Raw genomic sequence first — 15,574 nt, 5'->3', positions numbered from 1 at the left:
ACTACGTGCATCAGTTGGTGCGGCGACGCGCCTTCTCGAGGGCGGCCAGCGTCGTCAGAACGGTCGTCCGCTGCTTCTCGAGATCCTTCATACGTGCGCGTGCCGGTAGGCCCTGCGCGCCGTCGAGTGCGCTGATCTGTTCGTCCACCGAGGTGAGTTGAGTCAGCAACTTCTCCACCCGCGACTGCAGTTCGATCGCGTCGATCCCGGTGACACCGGCCTGCGATTTCTTGGTGGGTGCCTTCGCCGGAGCAGACCCCGACGTCGTCGCCGACGAAGACGCCGCTGCGTTCACTGCAGCAGCGGCTCTGGGCCGCAACGCTTTGCGGACCGCGGCCGGGTCGGGGAGCTTCTCGAGTCGAATGCGGTTGAGCACCTCACGCGCATCGCGGGCGGTGACGCGGTACTCGCGCTCCTCCTCGTCGTCGGACGCGAGCGTGCCACCGAGAGGCCGCAGGCCGTACATACCGATGAAGTGCTTCGCCTCGTCGATGACGGCTTCCTTCTCTCGGCACAGGCCGCACCGCGGCTCGTTACGGAAGGTTTCGACGCTGTCGGTGCTGCCGCACCAGACGCACCCGCCCGGCGTCCATCGAGCGATTCTGACGGTAGTAGTTCCGGCCGGGGCGTTGAGAGAATGTGCGTCGATCACGACGAGTAATCTTAGGTGACAACAAAACCCGCCCCGCACGCCCCCGTCTCGCGAGCTGCATATTCCGGCCACGGGCGTGACGTAGTTCATGCAGTGCAGGTGGGGAGCGGGCGGAGCGGGTTTCGGATCGAGCGAAACAGACCTGGGGGTCGGGAGTGCAGCCTGCGGAATGACCCAGGGGTACTACGCGCTGCCGTTGAAAAGGCTGGTGACCGAACCGTTTTCGAAGACCTCGCGGATGGTGCGGGCGAGCAGCGGTGCGATCGAGAGTTCGGTCAGCGTGTCGAAGCGCTTCTCGTCGCTGATCGGCAGGGTGTTGGTGACGACGACTTCCTTGGCACCGCAGTTGGCGAGGCGCTCGGCAGCCGGGTTGGACAGCACGCCGTGGGTGGCGGCGATGACGACGTCACCCGCTCCGGCTTCTTTGAGTACCTTGACTGCGCCTGCGATGGTGCCGCCGGTGTCGATCATGTCGTCGATGAGGATGCAGGTGCGGCCTTCGACCTCGCCGACGACGCGGTTGGACTTGACCTGGTTGGGCACCAGGGGATCACGCGTCTTGTGGATGAAGGCGAGCGGTGCGCCGCCGAACGAGTCGGCCCACTTCTCGGCGACGCGCACGCGGCCGGAGTCGGGGGATACGACGGTGATGTGTTCGAGGCTGTACTTGCCGCGGATGTGATCGGCGAGCTGGCTGTGGGCATGCATGTGGTCGACGGGGCCGTCGAAGAAGCCCTGGATCTGGTCGGTGTGCAGATCGACGGTGATGATGCGGTCGGCACCGGCGGTCTTGAGCAGATCGGCGACGAGGCGAGCGGAGATCGGCTCGCGGCCGCGGTGCTTCTTGTCCTGGCGTGCGTACGGGTAGAACGGAAGGATCGCGGTGATGCGCTTGGCGGATCCACGCTTGAGTGCGTCGATCATGATGAGCTGTTCCATCAGCCAGGTGTTCAGCGGGAACGGGTGCGACTGCAGAACGAATGCGTCCGATCCGCGGACCGACTCCTCGAAGCGCACGAAGATCTCGCCGTTGGCGAAGTCACGTGCCGTCTGCGGGGTGACGTCGATTCCGAGTTCCTTGGCGACCTGCTCGGCCAACTCCGGATGTGCTCGGCCAGAGAACAACATGAGGTTCTTCTGGTTGTCGATCCAATTAGGGGTGGTCACTGCTTTTCGCCGTCCTTTAGTTCTTGCCGAGCACGATCTGCGCGCGCCGCTGCCTGTGCAGCTTCGGTTCCGGGCCTGTTGTGAACGACCCAGCCTTCGATATTGCGTTGCTTGCCACCGGACACGGCCAGTGCGCCGGGAGGAACATCGTCCCGAACCACTGTTCCTGCACCGGTGTAAGCGCCGTCGCCCACGTGCACAGGGGCGACGAACGTCGAGTCGGATCCTGTGCGTACGTGGGATCCGATTTCCGTGCGGCTCTTGTTGACGCCGTCGTAGTTGGCGAAGACGTTGGAGCAGCCGATGTTGCTGTGCTCCCCGATCGTGGCGTCGCCGACGTAGGTGAGGTGCGGGACCTTGGTGTGGTTGCCGATCGTCGCGTTCTTCGTCTCCACGTAGGCACCGAGTTTGCCGCCCGTGCCGAGGACAGTTCCAGGACGCAGGTAGGTGAACGGCCCGACTGTCGCATCCGGTCCGATGACGGCCTGCTCGGCGTGGGTACGGACTACCGACGCGCGCTCGCCGATCTCGACGTCCCGCAGTGTCGAGTCGGGACCGACGACCGCGTCGTCGGCGATGTGCGTCTTGCCGTGCAGTTGGACGCCGGGTTCGATGCGTACGTCCGCGCCGAGGGTGACGTCGATGTCGATCCAGGTGGTCGCGGGATCGACGACGGTCACGCCTGCGCGCATGTGCCGTTCGATGATGTGGCGGTTGAGCACGGACGTGACGTGCGCCAGCTGAACGCGATCGTTGACGCCCACCACCAGGTCCGGATCGGCGAGCTGGGTGCCGTAGACGGCCTTGCCGTCGGCCTTGCTGATCTTGACGACGTCGGTCAGGTACAGCTCGTGCTGCGCGTTGGCGGTGCTGAGCTTGCCCAATGCCGTGCGCAGAGCGACCGCGTCGAATGCGTAGACGCCGGAGTTGACCTCACCGATGAGGACCTGAGCGGGGGTGGCGTCGGCATGTTCGACGATCTCGGCCACCTCGCCGTCGTTCGTACGCACGATGCGGCCGTAGCCGTTGGCGTCCTCGGGGAGGAAGGTCAGTACCGTCGCCGCCGCTGGGCGGGGAGCGCTCAGGTGCTCGTCGAGCAGAGCTTTGAGGGTATGGCCGTCGAGCAGCGGGACGTCGGCGGCAGTGACGAGGACGGTGCCCTCGAAGTCGTCCGGCAGCGCCGCGAGGCCGCACTGGACGGCGTGCCCGGTGCCGAGCTGTCGATCCTGCACTGCGGTGTGGATGGTGCGGCCGAACGTGGCGGCCAGATCGTGAACTGCGGCGCTCACCCGTTCGCGATCGTGGCCGACAACGGTGACCAGGTGGTCCGGGCCCAGATCGGCGGCGGCGTGCAGCGCATGGGCGAGCATGGTGCGGCCGGCCAGGGGATGCAGAACTTTCGGAGTCTTGGACCGCATTCGGGTACCTGCACCCGCAGCGAGAACGACCACGGCGGTCTGCACAGGCATTGAGCTCCTCGGGGCGATGACGCGAAACGGGCATGCACGAATGGTCTTGCTCGCTCCGCCGCCAGGACTCGAACCTGAACTATCTGAACCAAAATCAGAGGTGCTGCCATTACACCACGGCGGATAATCGACCAGCGGTGGCAGCAGTGGCCGACGAAGAGAACGACGCCTTCGTTAGCCGCTGCGCTCCCACTGAGCGCACCGATCCTCGCATGAGAGGTGGCGGTGAGTCGAACCGCGACGCATAACAGACCACTCGCGTCGTTCCGGCGCGGCCCCTGCGACAGGAAAAACGGATGGATCGGGCATCGTTAGTCTGTAGTAGGCGTCGATTCGACGTCCGCATTGCCCACGGTCGGTGACGGAAGCGGTTTTCGATGACAGGCGCAGCCTCCGAGCAGGAACGCACACCTCGTGTCCGCATGACGGGGACACAGAGACGCGAGCAGTTGATCGAGGTGGGGCGCACGCTGTTCGCCGAGCGTGGGTACGAGGCGGCGTCGGTGGAGGAGGTCGCCGGACGCGCGAACGTGTCCAAACCGGTGGTCTACGAACACTTCGGGGGCAAGGAAGGCCTCTATGCCGTCATCGTGGATCGCGAGATGTCGACGCTGCTGGGCATGATCACCAGTTCTCTCGAACTCAACCGGTCGCGTATTCGGGTCGAACGAGTCGCGCTCGCCCTGCTGACGTACATCGAGGAGCGCACCGACGGATTCCGCATTCTGGTCCGTGATTCGCCGGCATCGGCCGAGGACGGCAAGTACTCGTCTCTCCTCAACGAGGCCGTGGGACGCGTCGGGCACATGCTCGCGGGGGATTTCTCGCGACGCGGTCTGGATCCGGAATTCGCGCCGATGTATGCGCAGGCGTTGGTCGGCATGGTGTCGATGACGGCCCAGTGGTGGCTCGACGTGCGAACGCCGCCCAAGGAAGTGGTTGCGGCCCACGTGGTGAACCTGTGCTGGAACGGGCTGACAAATCTGGAGGCGGACCCTCGACTGACCGAGGAATGACAACTCTGTTTCGGCTCTCACCGAGGAAAAAAGGGGGTATCGTCCCCTTTGTCGGGCGGGAGGGCCGCATCACATCAGGGGCGATTGTCATCCGGACCGATGCATGTTGGCGTCAAACGTAAAGCTGCTCAGTGGTACCGTTCGGGCGTAATTTGCGCAGTGGAAGTTCAATCGCAGAGGCGGATCCTATGGTCAGGCAGGCTCGCGCTGAGATCACTCGCGACACCGTGCTTGCAGGCGCAGCGAATGTCTTCCTGCGCCTCGGGTACGCGAACGCAAGCCTCAGTGAAATCATCTCTCAGTCCCAGGTCACCAAGGGCGCGTTGTACTTCCATTTCGGCTCGAAGGAAGAACTCGCACGTGCGGTCATCGACGAGGGCAATGCGCGTCTGAGCACGGCTTGCATGCAGTTCAACGACGGGCGCATCCCGGCCCTGGAAGCTGCGATCGGGATCTCTTACATCGTCGTCGACCTCTCCGTCACCGACCCGATGGTGTCGGCGATGCTGCGTCTGAGCCATCAGATCGGTGATTACCGCGGCACCGAGGGCAACGTCATGGCCGGCTGGAGCGTCGCGTTCGACAAGCTCGCCGCCAAGGCCATCGCACAGGGTGACATCGACCCCAGTTCGGATCCGAGCACCATCGGTTCGCTCGTGCTCGAAATCCTCACCGGCGTTCACATGGTCGCCGTCGCCACCTCCACCACCGAGGAACTGCCCTCGCGCATGGAGCGACTCTGGTACTACCTGCTCCCCGCGCTGGTGCCGACGAACAAGTTGGACTACTTCCGCGAATTCGCGGCCCGTCGCGTCATTCGCTTCGGTCCGTAGTTCGGGCCCCCAGTTCCAGGCTCCGATTTCGAGGCCCTGATTCTCGGGCTCGGTCCTGGTTCGACGGCATCTCCCGCGTGTCACGGTGTCGGTGCGCTCCCATAGACTCGATGGGACTGTGCGTGCGCAGCCATCGCCTCGACTCGTTCAGGAGCATTGCTGTTGTCTTCCGATTCCCTGCCTGCCATGACCACGTCCGGGCCGGCCCCGATCGTTCCCGACGCGGCGCTTCACCTTTCGGGGCTCGCCAGTGTCGCCTTGACGGATGCGTCGATGGTCGCGGTCGCCGACGCGATCGGGACGGCCGAGCACACGTTGATCGGGCCGCACTCGGTGCGCCCGTTCGTGGCCGCCGCAATCGCGCAGCGCACCCAACTTCTGATCGTCACCGCGACGGGACGCGAAGCCGACGACCTGACGGGTGAACTCACCCAGATGCTCGGTGACGGCGTCGCCATGTTCCCGTCGTGGGAGACGCTGCCGCACGAACGGCTCTCCCCGAGCGCCGATACCGTGGGCAAGCGGCTCGATGTGCTCCGTCGTCTCGCCCGCCCCGGTGACAGCGACTACGGCGATCCGCTGCGTGTCATCGTCACCACCGTTCGATCGCTGGTGCAGCCGATGGCCCCGGGTCTCGGCGAGATCGAACCCGTCACGCTCAAAGTGGGTCTCGATCTGGACTTCGACGGCTTGATCCATCGCCTCGTCGAATTCGGCTACCTGCGCGTCGACATGGTGGGCAAGCGCGGCGAATTCGCCGTCCGCGGCGGCATTCTCGACCTGTTCTCGCCGACGGCCGATCATCCGGTCCGCGTCGAATTCTGGGGCGACGAGATCACCGAGCTCCGCGCATTCGCCGTCTCCGATCAGCGATCGCTCCCCGATCACGAGGTCGATCTCGTCATCGCGCCGCCGTGTCGAGAATTGCTTCTCACGCAGGAGGTTCGCGATCGCGCGGCCGTGCTCGCCGCCGACAATGCCGGTGACACCGCGTTGGTCGAGATGCTGGACAAGCTGTCGGCCGGAGTCCCGGTGGAGGGCATGGAGGCGCTGCTGCCGCTGTTGCAACCCGGCGAGTTGCAACTGCTCGCCGACACATTGCCCGCCGGGACCCACGTCCTGCTCTGCGATCCCGAGCGAATCCGAACTCGCGCAACCGATTTGGTCCGCACAGGACAGGAATTCCTCGAAGCGTCCTGGACTGCGGCATCCATCGGTGGAGCCGCGCCACTGGACACGTCCACCCTCGATACGTCCAGCCTCGAGGGGGCCTCGCTCGATCTCGGTGCCTCCGCATACCGCTCGCTGCGGCAGGTACGCGAATCGGCCCAGGTGCACGGCCGGCCGTGGTGGACCATCAGCCCCTTGGCATCGGGCAACGGTGAAGAAGTGGAGCTCGCCGTCGATCCCGTGCCCGAGGTGCGAGGTTCCGAGGAAGCGTTGACGGCGCTGTACGCCACCCTGCGAGCTCACATCGCCACCGGGGGACGGGCCGTCATCTCCGTGGCCGGAGCCGGTACCGCCAAGCGCATCATCGAGCGCCTCGCCGAGGCAGAAGTGCCTGCTGCACATCTCGATTCCGGTGCGGTCCCGGTTCCGGACGTCGTCAACGTCCTGTGCGGTTCGCTGCACGACGGCCTGGTGTTTCCCGACGCAAAGCTCGTGGTCGTCACCGAGAGCGATCTCACCGGTAACCGTGTCGCGGCGGCGGGGGAGGGGCGCAAGCTACCGGCGAAGCGTCGCAATCAGGTCGATCCGCTGGCTCTCGTCGCCGGCGACAGCGTCGTGCACGACCAGCACGGCATCGGCCGGTTCGTCGAGATGGTCGAGCGCACCATAGGCGGTGCCCGGCGCGAATACCTCGTCGTCGAATACGCGCCGAGCAAGCGCGGTCATCCCGGCGACCGACTGTTCGTGCCGATGGATTCACTCGATCAACTCTCGCGCTACGTCGGCGGCGAACTGCCGACACTGAGCAAGCTCGGCGGGTCCGACTGGGCGAACACCAAACGCAAGGCGCGCAAGGCGGTTCGCGAGATTGCCGGCGAACTCGTGCAGCTGTATGCCGCTCGTCAGGCGGCTCCGGGACACGCCTTCGGGGCCGATACTCCGTGGCAGCGCGAGATGGAAGATGCGTTCGGGTTCACCGAGACGGTCGATCAGATGACGGCCATCACCGAGGTCAAGGCCGACATGGAGAAGGCCGTCCCGATGGACCGCGTCATCCTGGGCGACGTGGGTTACGGCAAGACCGAGATCGCCGTGCGTGCCGCGTTCAAGGCAGTTCAGGACGGCAAGCAGGTGGCCGTCCTGGTCCCGACAACGCTTCTCGCGCAACAGCATCTGCAGACGTTCACCGCGCGGATGGCGTCGTTCCCGGTGACGGTCAAAGGGCTCTCTCGCTTCACCCACGGTGCCGATTCCAAAGAAGTGATGGCCGGATTGGCCGACGGCACCGTCGACATCGTCGTCGGTACGCACAGGTTGCTGCAGACCGGTGTCGCCTGGAAAGACCTCGGCCTGGTCATCGTCGACGAGGAGCAGCGTTTCGGCGTCGAGCACAAGGAGCACATCAAGTCGCTCCGTACTCACGTCGACGTGCTGACGATGTCGGCCACCCCGATTCCGCGAACGCTGGAGATGAGCCTGGCGGGCATTCGCGAGATGTCGACCATCCTCACCCCGCCCGAGGAGCGGCATCCGGTGCTGACCTACGTCGGCGCGTACAACGACAAGCAGGTTGCGGCCGCCATTCGGCGCGAATTGCTGCGCGACGGCCAGGTGTTCTTCGTACACAACCGAGTGAGCTCGATCGACAAGGCCGCCAAGAAGATTCGGGATCTCGTCCCCGAGGCGCGAGTGGCGACCGCACACGGTCAGATGAACGAGGAAACGCTCGAACGCACCGTGCAGGGTTTCTGGCAACGCGAGACCGATGTGCTGGTGTGCACCACCATCATCGAAACCGGTCTCGATATCTCCAACGCCAACACGCTGATCGTCGAACGCTCCGATTCGCTCGGCCTGTCCCAGCTGCATCAGCTGCGCGGTCGAGTGGGTCGTAGCCGCGAACGCGGGTACGCGTACTTCCTGTACCCGCCGGAGAAGCCGCTCACCGAAACCGCCTACGACCGTTTGGCGACCATCTCGCAGAACTCCGACCTCGGAGCCGGTATGGCCGTGGCGATGAAGGACCTCGAAATTCGTGGTGCCGGAAACGTTCTGGGAGCCGAGCAGTCGGGCCACGTCGCCGGCGTCGGATTCGATCTGTACGTGCGGCTCGTCGGTGAAGCGGTCGAGGCCTACCGCGCTGCCGCCGACGGTAAGCCGATCACGACGGACGAGGCACCCAAGGAAGTGCGTATCGACCTCCCCGTCGACGCGAACATCCCGCCGGATTACGTCACCAGCGATCGGCTCCGGCTCGAGGGTTACCGTAAACTCGCCGCCGCGGCCGACTCCGAAGGCATCGACGCCGTCATCGACGAACTCGTCGATCGCTACGGCCCGCTACCCCAGGAGGTCGGCCGCCTGGTCTCCATCGCGAAGCTGCGCCTGATCGCCAAGGAATACGGCCTGACCGACGTCAATGTGGCCGGGACACAGGTGAAATTGGCTCCGATGGACCTGCCCGATTCGAAGCAGATCAGGCTCAAGCGCCTCTACCCGAGCGCGACGTATCGTGCGACCACCGGAGTGGTGCAGCTGCCGTTGCCCCGCGTCGAAGGCGGCGGTGTCGGAGCGGCGCGCGTCCGCGATGTCGAATTGGTGCAGTTCATCGCCGATCTCATCCTATCCTTGGACGGGAAGCCATCTCGGTCCGTCCTGTTGGAGCAAACTGTGGGGGTGTAGCGGTGACGATCGTTCTGCTCGACCCTGTTCGTCCTACTCAGGTACCGGTGGACGCCGTCGAATTTCTTGGTGGCGCAGTGCAGTTCACCGAAGAGGTTCCGGTGAAGGTGCGCTGGTTGTTCTCCGGCACCGCCGCGCCCGACGACGTCGATGCCGTGTTGGTGAGCACCGACCGGACCAATCCCGATGTACAGAACCGGATCGCCCGCGGCGAACGCGTCGTCGCGGCCGAGAAGCTTCCGGGCGACGACGTCATCGCGGCGGTCCAGCTGATGGACCGTTTGCGTAGCGTCGGCGGCTGGGAAGCTCAGCAGACGCACGAGTCGCTGCGCGGCTACCTTCTGGAAGAAACCTACGAGCTGCTCGACGCCATCGCCGCCGGCAACTTGGTCGACCTCCGTGAAGAGCTGGGAGACCTGTTGTTACAGGTGCTCTTTCACTCCCGGATAGCTCAGGACGCCGCCGAGGACCCCTTCGACGTCGATGACGTTGCCGCAGGTCTGGTGCGAAAGCTGACACACCGCAGCCCGCATCTGAGCCGAACCGACACCGGACCGATCGACATCGTCGAGCAGGAGCGAATGTGGGAAGAGAAGAAGGCGTCGGAAAAAGCCAGGGGCTCCTGCCTGGACGGCATCGCAATGTCTCAGCCGTCACTTGCATTGGCGCAGAAGGTGGTCGGACGCGCCAGCAAGGCGGGACTGCCCGACGAGCTCGTTCCGGACGGTCTGCGGGTCGTCCACATCGGCGTCGACCATTCGAACGGCGGGGACAGTGCCGAGGACACATTACGGCGTCGAGTACTCGATTTCGCCGCGTTGATCCGTAATGCCGAGGCATCGGCCCGCAATGCGGGCGTCACGCCGGGAGAGATGAGTGCGTTGGATTGGATCGAACACTGGGGTCTACGGGGCTGACCGGGACGCTTTCTGCTTCCAGGCACGCGAGGACAGCAATCGCATCCCGTTCAAAGCGACGATGACCGTGGAGCTTTCGTGACCGGCCACGCCGATCGGTAGCGGAAGGGTACCGATCAGATCCCAGGCGACCAACACCACGATGAACGTCGCCGCAATCGCCAGGTTCGCGACCACGATGCGGTGAGCCCGCCGCGAAAGCGCGATGACGGCCGCCAGGGCCCCGAGGTCGTCGCGGATCAGGACGGCATCGGCGGTGTCGAGCGCGAGATCGGATCCTCGACGTCCCATGGCGACACCGATGTCGGCCGTAGCCATCGCCGGCGCGTCGTTGACGCCGTCGCCGACCAACAGCACTCGCCGCGGGGTCTCGCCGTCGGTACGTTCGTTCTGCAGTTGTGTGACGGCCTCGGCCTTGTCCTGGGGCAGCAGCCCCGCGCGTACGTCGACAATTCCGGCGCGCGCTGCCACTGCTCGAGCGACGCGGTCGTTGTCGCCGGTGAGGAGCACCGGTCGAGTGCCGACCAGTTCTTCGAGACCTGCGACCGTGGTGTCGGCCTCGGCGCGAACGATGTCGACGAGTCCGATCACGGCGATCGCTTCTCCGTCGAGGTGCACGATCACCGCCGTCATGCCCTCGGCTTCTCGAAGGGCGGCTGTGCGCTCGGCCGGGGCGTTCGTGTTGTGCTGTGCGGCTTCGGCTTCGGCTTCGGGTTTCGTGACCGTGACGATGCGGCTGTCGACCGTTGCCGTGACTCCCATGCCGGGTGTCGAATCGAAGTGCGTTGCCGTGATGATCGCGACGCCCCGGCTCGTGGCGTAATCGACGACAGCGAGCCCGATCGGGTGCTCGCTTCCGTTCTCGGCCGCCGCTGCCAGGCGGAGCACCTCGAGCTCGCCCAGGGTTCCGAGACTATCGATGCACTCCACCCGGGGTGTTCCCCCGGTGAGGGTCCCCGTCTTGTCGAAGGCGACCGTGTCGATGGAGCGCAGCTGTTCCATCGACACGGCAGACTTGACCAGCACGCCGTTCCTGCCCGCTGTGGCCATCGCTGCGAGTAGGGGCGGCATGGTCGCCAGGACCACCGCGCACGGTGACGCGACGATCATGAACGTCATCGCCCGCAGCAACGACGATTCGAGGTCGTTCCCGAGCAGCATCGGTACCGCGAATATCGCTGCGGTACAGAGCACGACGGTCTTCGAGTAGTACTGCTCGACTTTTTCGATGAACAGTTGCTTCTCGGCCTTGGTCTCGGACGCATGCTCGACCAGGGTGACGATGCGCGCGATGATCGTGTCGGACGGGTCGACGTCGATTCTGATCCGTAGTGCGCCGGTGCCGTTGATGGTTCCGGCGAACACCTCGTCGCCCACGGATTTCGAGACGGGTACCGATTCCCCAGTGATCGAGGCTTGATCGATGTCGGATGCGCCGTCGACGATGATGCCTTCACCCGAAATGCGTTCGCCGGGGCGCACTGTCACGATGTCGCCTGGACGAAGGTCGGATGCGTCGACCGTTCGTTCGTGGCCGGAGGTGTCGAGCACGGTCGCGGTCTCGGGTGCCAGATCCAGCAAACTCCGAATCGAGTCGGCGGTGCGTCTGGTGAGCACCGCTTCGAGGGCACCGGACGTGGCGAAGATGACGATCAGCAGTGCGCCGTCGAAGATCTGCCCGATCGCGGCGGCACCGAGTGCGGCGACGATCATCAGCAGGTCGACGTCGAGAGTTCGGTCCCGCAGCGCCCGGAGTCCTTCGAGCGCAGGCTCCCACCCGCCGGTGGCGTAGCAGGCGAGGTACAGCGCCCAGTACGTCCATGCCGGCGCGTCGATCAACTGCGCGAGAAGTCCGAGGGCGAACAGTGCTGTCGCGGCCAGCGCCCATCTCACTTCGGCAATGTCGACGAGACGGGTGCGGCTTGCGCCGGCTGGATGTCGCACGTCGGCCGGTGCCGGGGCGGTGCTGGTGGAAGTCATGCGGGCCTTCGTTCCGTCGGACAGTGCGAACATCACCGTACAGGATTACATGAAGACCTTTACATGTGTACATAAACTATAGTTGTCGCATGGGACATGGAGTCGAGGGACGCAGCACGCCACCTGCGCAGCTCGATGCCGAATCTGCCGCCACGGTGGCCGCGACCCTCCAGGCTCTGGCCACACCGAGCCGACTGCGCATTCTGACGCAGCTACGGCAGGGGCCGAGTGGGGTCAACGATTTGGCCGACGCAGTGGAAATGGAACAGTCGGCGGTATCTCATCAGCTCCGGTTGTTACGCGCCATGGGACTGGTCACCGGTACGCGCTCGGGCCGAAGCGTCATCTATCGCCTGTACGACAACCACGTCGCGATGCTGCTCGACGAGGCCGTCTATCACATCGAGCACCTCGGAATGTCGGCATCGGATTTCCCCTCCGACGCCGACTCCGCCTGAGTTGTTCTCACTCGCCCCAATTCTCGCGCTGGGGGGGTATTCCTCGTCCCTCGGGTTGGGATCAATGTGGGTTTCAGTCGGTCAGAGTGCAACAAAGGCGCATTGATCCGGCCCGGCTACCTACGCCAGAACAGGTGATGAGTCATACCGCTGCTACTCGGGACAACTTCGTGCTCGAATCTGTCGTTCAATTCGTCGGGTGAATCCCACAGCTTCAGGCCCGAGCCGAATTCGATGGGTGCGACGGCGATGTGCATGGTGTCGACCAGATCGGCGTCGAGGAACTCGCGGATACTCGTGACGCCACCGCCGAGTCGCACGTCCTTCCCGTCGGCCGCCTCCTTCGCCTGTTCCAGTACGTCGGCGGGCTCGCCGTCGACGAAGTGAAACGTGGTGTCGGAGAGTGTGATCGACGGCCGTTCGTGGTGGGTGAGCACGAAGACGGGCGTGTGGAACGGCGGCTCGTCGCCCCACCAGCCCTGCCACTCGTGATCGGCCCACGGTCCGCGTTGTGGCCCGAACTTGTGTCGGCCCATGATCTCGGCACCGATGTTGCGGGCGAAGTCGCGGGCGAAATAGTCGTCGAGTCCGCGGCTACCGCTCGAACCGGCGTTTCCAGGAAAACTGGCGGTGGCGAAGTACCACCTCATCAGTGCCAGATGGTCGAGACCGAACGGGCTCTCGAGGCTCTGGTCCTCGCCAGCAGCAATCCCGTCGCTCGAGACGGTGAAATTCTGTACCCGAACCAGCTGACCCATTTGTGCTCCCGATGTCGATGACGAAAACATACGACGGTGTAGACCGAACCGCGTGCACGAACTCACCGCCCGGACGGGGTGGGGCCGGCGAAGAATCACTCGAACAGCGTCGAACCCCAGTATTCGGATTCTCCGACGCCGGGAGGGCATGCGAATACCGCAGACCCGACGTGTTGGATGTATTCGTTCAGTGCGTCCTTGCGAGACAGGGCCAACTGCATCGGGACGAATTGGGTCAGCGGGTCGCGGCAGTAGGCGATGAAGAACAGTCCGGCGTCGAGGTGTCCGAAGCCGTCCGATCCGTCGGTGAAGTTGTATCCCCGACGCAGGATCTGGACGCCGCCGAGGTTTTCCTTCGACGCCAGACGCACGTGTGCGGTCTTGTCGATGAAGGTGCCTTCCGGTCCCTGTGACTCGAAATCGAGTGCGTCGAATTCGTCCTTCTGGCCGAGCGGTGCGCCAGTTCCCTTGCTGCGTCCGATCACTCGCTCTTGTTCCTTGAGCGTGGTGCGGTCCCACGATTCGATGAGCATGCGGATGCGGCGGGCCACGAGGTAGGAGCCACCTGCCATCCATTCCTGATCGTCGTCAGGGGCAACCCAGACGTTGTCGTCCAGCAAAGACGGGTCCTCGGCCTTGAGGTTGGCGGTCCCGTCCTTGAAGCCGAACAGGTTTCGTGGGGTGTCCTGGGTGGTCGAGGTGGACGAGGTGCGTCCGAAGCCCAGCTGAGACCACTTGACCGAAACCGTGCCGAACCCGACGCGGGCGAGGTTGCGAATGGCGTGCACGGCAACCTGCGGGTCGTTTGCACAGGCCTGGATGCAGAGGTCGCCACCCGAGCGGCGCGGGTCGAGGTTGTCGGCCGGAAAGTGCTGCAGATCGGCAAGGGAGGCAGGTCTTTTCGACGCCAGATCGAACCGATCGAACAGTGCCGGACCGAACCCGATCGTCAACGTCAAAGACGATGCGGTCAGGCCCAGCGCCTCACCGGTGTCGGCGGGCGGGTTGTACTGGCCGCCGTCGACAGCTCCGCCGTCGAACGTCTCCTCGCCATGCACCAACCGCTCGGCCATCAGGGTCCACTTCTTCAGCAGCGCAACGAACTCGTCGCGCGAGTCGGTGGTGACGTCGAACGCGACGAAGTGCATGCGGTCCTGTGCCGGGGTGACGATGCCGGCCTGATGGTCGCCGCGGAACTCGACGACGTCCGACGTCGGCACCTCGGCTCCCGAGGCCGTCGCGTGTCCCGCGATGGCCCCGACTCCGACGAGTGCAGCCCCGGTCCCGACGGCACCGAACAGACGCCGCCGGGAGAACTGTCCAGTCTTACTGTCCGGCAACGACACCCTGCACCTGGCTCACTTCGGCGGACAGTGCGTCGATCTTGTTCGACAGTTCCTGTCGCTGCGGTTCGGTCACGGTGTCGTAGAAGACGAAGCCGTCGCCGCTGCGGTACTTGGCGAGTTCGGCGTCGAGTTCTGCGAAGCGGGCGTCGATCGCGGTGCCCAGTTCGGCGTTGCGCTCGTCGAGGATCGGACGCACGGCCGCGATGGCTGCCTGCGAGCCGTCGACGTTGGCCTGGAAGTCCCACAGATCGGTGTGCGAGAAGAAGTCCTCTTCACCGCTGATCTTGGTCTTGGCGACCTCGTCGAGCAATCCCTGTGCGCCACCGGCGACCTGGACGGGGTCGATGGTGAAGTCGTCGGCCTTGATCTTGTCTGCGAGTTCGGTGATGTCGGCCTCGAGCTGATCGGCCATCGCGTTGGTGTCGGGCTGCAGTCCCTGCGTCCACAGGTCCTTCTCGATGCGGTGGAAGCCGGTCCACTCCGCGCCGGGCTCGACGTCGGGCTCACGCAGGTCGATGCGCGGATCGAGATCGTCCGGGAAGCTCTCGGCAACCGGCTCGATGCGCTCGTAATAGCTACGCGCGATGGGGAACTGGGCCTTGGCGGCGGCCACGTCGCCGCTCTTGACCGCGGTGACGAACGACGTCGTGGTCTCTTGCAACGCGTCGATCTGACTGACGACGTAGCGCTTGTAGCCCGCAGCCGCCTCGGTGAGCAAGCCGTCCTCGTCCGTCTGGCGAACCGAATCGCCGGTCACGACGAAATCGGCGCGGACGCCGTCGCCCACCATGCCTGCCTTGCAGGCGGTTTGGTACGTGCCGGGGTCGGGCAGAGCGACGATGAGCTGACGCGTGAGACCCGGTCCGATGTTCTCGACCTCGCCCATGACTCGGTCGCCCTCGCCGTAGACGTAGAACTCGGTGACCTTGCTGCCGTTGTTGGTGATCTGGAACGTGGAGTTTCCGGTGGTGCCCTCGGTTGCACCGACGTCGCAGGACGAGTCGGTGGCCGTGACGGCGATATCGCCCGACGCGGCCTCGGTCGAGGACTTCTCGGTGCATCCGGCCAGGGCCATCGGTAGAACCGCGACCGCGGCCAGAGCGTAAGTGGTACGACGCATGGTGGT

General features: G+C 64.8%; 12 protein-coding genes and 1 tRNA gene. 5 read left to right on the top strand and 8 right to left on the bottom strand.

What is annotated here, in order from left to right; all coding sequences use genetic code 11:
* Positions 1 to 10: 10 nt before the first annotated feature.
* From AB0P23_RS13450 to AB0P23_RS13435, 4 genes are all read right to left on the bottom strand, one after another.
* The gene (locus AB0P23_RS13450; RefSeq protein ID WP_027496099.1) at positions 11 to 652 is read right to left on the bottom strand and encodes a hypothetical protein; all 642 of its coding nucleotides are present in this window, start codon (positions 650 to 652) and stop codon (positions 11 to 13) included.
* Positions 653 to 835: 183 nt separating this feature from the next.
* The gene (locus AB0P23_RS13445) at positions 836 to 1,819 is read right to left on the bottom strand and encodes a ribose-phosphate diphosphokinase (RefSeq protein WP_027496100.1); all 984 of its coding nucleotides are present in this window, start codon (positions 1,817 to 1,819) and stop codon (positions 836 to 838) included.
* Entirely contained in the window at positions 1,816 to 3,288 is a 1,473-nt protein-coding gene (gene glmU, locus AB0P23_RS13440; RefSeq protein WP_027496101.1) for a bifunctional UDP-N-acetylglucosamine diphosphorylase/glucosamine-1-phosphate N-acetyltransferase GlmU, read from the bottom strand. The genes AB0P23_RS13445 and glmU overlap by 4 nt, the downstream gene beginning before the upstream one ends.
* A 53-nt stretch (positions 3,289 to 3,341) precedes the next feature.
* Positions 3,342 to 3,412 (bottom strand) — tRNA-Gln (locus AB0P23_RS13435).
* Between the two features lie 253 nt (positions 3,413 to 3,665).
* Between AB0P23_RS13435 and AB0P23_RS13430 the strand changes: the two genes are divergently transcribed.
* The 4 genes from AB0P23_RS13430 to AB0P23_RS13415 all read left to right on the top strand — a co-directional run bounded on the left by AB0P23_RS13430 (position 3,666) and on the right by AB0P23_RS13415 (position 9,906).
* Positions 3,666 to 4,304 carry a TetR/AcrR family transcriptional regulator gene (locus AB0P23_RS13430; protein WP_032401190.1) on the top strand — a complete coding sequence of 213 codons (639 nt, stop codon included), beginning with the start codon at positions 3,666 to 3,668 and terminating at the stop codon, positions 4,302 to 4,304.
* A gap of 188 nt (positions 4,305 to 4,492) precedes the next feature.
* Positions 4,493 to 5,137 carry a ScbR family autoregulator-binding transcription factor gene (locus AB0P23_RS13425; RefSeq protein WP_027496103.1) on the top strand — a complete coding sequence of 215 codons (645 nt, stop codon included), beginning with the start codon at positions 4,493 to 4,495 and terminating at the stop codon, positions 5,135 to 5,137.
* Between the two features lie 186 nt (positions 5,138 to 5,323).
* Positions 5,324 to 8,989 (top strand): transcription-repair coupling factor, encoded by a 3,666-nt coding sequence (gene mfd / locus AB0P23_RS13420; RefSeq protein ID WP_363797885.1) that lies wholly within the window; start codon positions 5,324 to 5,326, stop codon positions 8,987 to 8,989.
* Positions 8,990 to 8,991: 2 nt separating this feature from the next.
* Positions 8,992 to 9,906 carry a MazG family protein gene (locus AB0P23_RS13415; RefSeq protein ID WP_032401192.1) on the top strand — a complete coding sequence of 305 codons (915 nt, stop codon included), beginning with the start codon at positions 8,992 to 8,994 and terminating at the stop codon, positions 9,904 to 9,906.
* On the opposite strand, the gene AB0P23_RS13410 is transcribed toward AB0P23_RS13415, so the two are convergent.
* A complete protein-coding gene (locus tag AB0P23_RS13410) occupies positions 9,895 to 11,886 on the bottom strand; it encodes a heavy metal translocating P-type ATPase (protein WP_363797831.1) in 1,992 nt (663 codons plus the stop codon). The two genes, AB0P23_RS13415 and AB0P23_RS13410, sit on opposite strands and share 12 nt — an antisense overlap.
* A gap of 89 nt (positions 11,887 to 11,975) precedes the next feature.
* Here AB0P23_RS13410 and AB0P23_RS13405 point away from each other — a divergent pair, with 89 nt between their 5' ends.
* Positions 11,976 to 12,344 carry a metalloregulator ArsR/SmtB family transcription factor gene (locus tag AB0P23_RS13405; protein WP_027496107.1) on the top strand — a complete coding sequence of 123 codons (369 nt, stop codon included), beginning with the start codon at positions 11,976 to 11,978 and terminating at the stop codon, positions 12,342 to 12,344.
* A 116-nt stretch (positions 12,345 to 12,460) separates the two neighbouring features.
* Here AB0P23_RS13405 and AB0P23_RS13400 read toward each other — a convergent pair whose 3' ends face one another.
* The 3 genes from AB0P23_RS13400 to efeO all read right to left on the bottom strand — a co-directional run bounded on the left by AB0P23_RS13400 (position 12,461) and on the right by efeO (position 15,568).
* Positions 12,461 to 13,102, bottom strand: coding sequence for a dihydrofolate reductase family protein (locus AB0P23_RS13400; protein ID WP_283550512.1), 642 nt, complete (start codon positions 13,100 to 13,102; stop codon positions 12,461 to 12,463).
* 95 nt (positions 13,103 to 13,197) lie between these two features.
* Positions 13,198 to 14,448: an iron uptake transporter deferrochelatase/peroxidase subunit gene (efeB, locus tag AB0P23_RS13395; protein WP_363797828.1), complete on the bottom strand. Its 1,251-nt coding sequence runs from the start codon at positions 14,446 to 14,448 to the stop codon at positions 13,198 to 13,200.
* The gene (efeO, locus tag AB0P23_RS13390; RefSeq protein ID WP_283550510.1) at positions 14,429 to 15,568 is read right to left on the bottom strand and encodes an iron uptake system protein EfeO; all 1,140 of its coding nucleotides are present in this window, start codon (positions 15,566 to 15,568) and stop codon (positions 14,429 to 14,431) included. Before efeO ends, efeB begins: the two co-directional genes overlap by 20 nt.
* Positions 15,569 to 15,574: the final 6 nt, after the last annotated feature.

Origin of the sequence: Rhodococcus sp. NPDC077669 (assembly GCF_040686915.1) — a bacterium.
GTDB classification, from domain to species: domain Bacteria; phylum Actinomycetota; class Actinomycetes; order Mycobacteriales; family Mycobacteriaceae; genus Rhodococcoides; species Rhodococcoides fascians.
This window is presented reverse-complemented; position numbering and strand designations above follow the sequence as displayed.

Coding starts and splice junctions, on each gene's coding strand:
- glmU (WP_027496101.1), bottom strand. CDS start 3,288: ATGCCTGTGCAGACCGCCGTGGTCGTTCTCGCTGCGGGTGCAGGTACC.
- AB0P23_RS13430 (WP_032401190.1), top strand. CDS start 3,666: ATGACAGGCGCAGCCTCCGAGCAGGAACGCACACCTCGTGTCCGCATG.
- AB0P23_RS13425 (WP_027496103.1), top strand. CDS start 4,493: ATGGTCAGGCAGGCTCGCGCTGAGATCACTCGCGACACCGTGCTTGCA.
- mfd (WP_363797885.1), top strand. CDS start 5,324: ATGACCACGTCCGGGCCGGCCCCGATCGTTCCCGACGCGGCGCTTCAC.
- AB0P23_RS13410 (WP_363797831.1), bottom strand. CDS start 11,886: ATGACTTCCACCAGCACCGCCCCGGCACCGGCCGACGTGCGACATCCA.
- AB0P23_RS13405 (WP_027496107.1), top strand. CDS start 11,976: ATGGGACATGGAGTCGAGGGACGCAGCACGCCACCTGCGCAGCTCGAT.
- AB0P23_RS13400 (WP_283550512.1), bottom strand. CDS start 13,102: ATGGGTCAGCTGGTTCGGGTACAGAATTTCACCGTCTCGAGCGACGGG.
- efeO (WP_283550510.1), bottom strand. CDS start 15,568: ATGCGTCGTACCACTTACGCTCTGGCCGCGGTCGCGGTTCTACCGATG.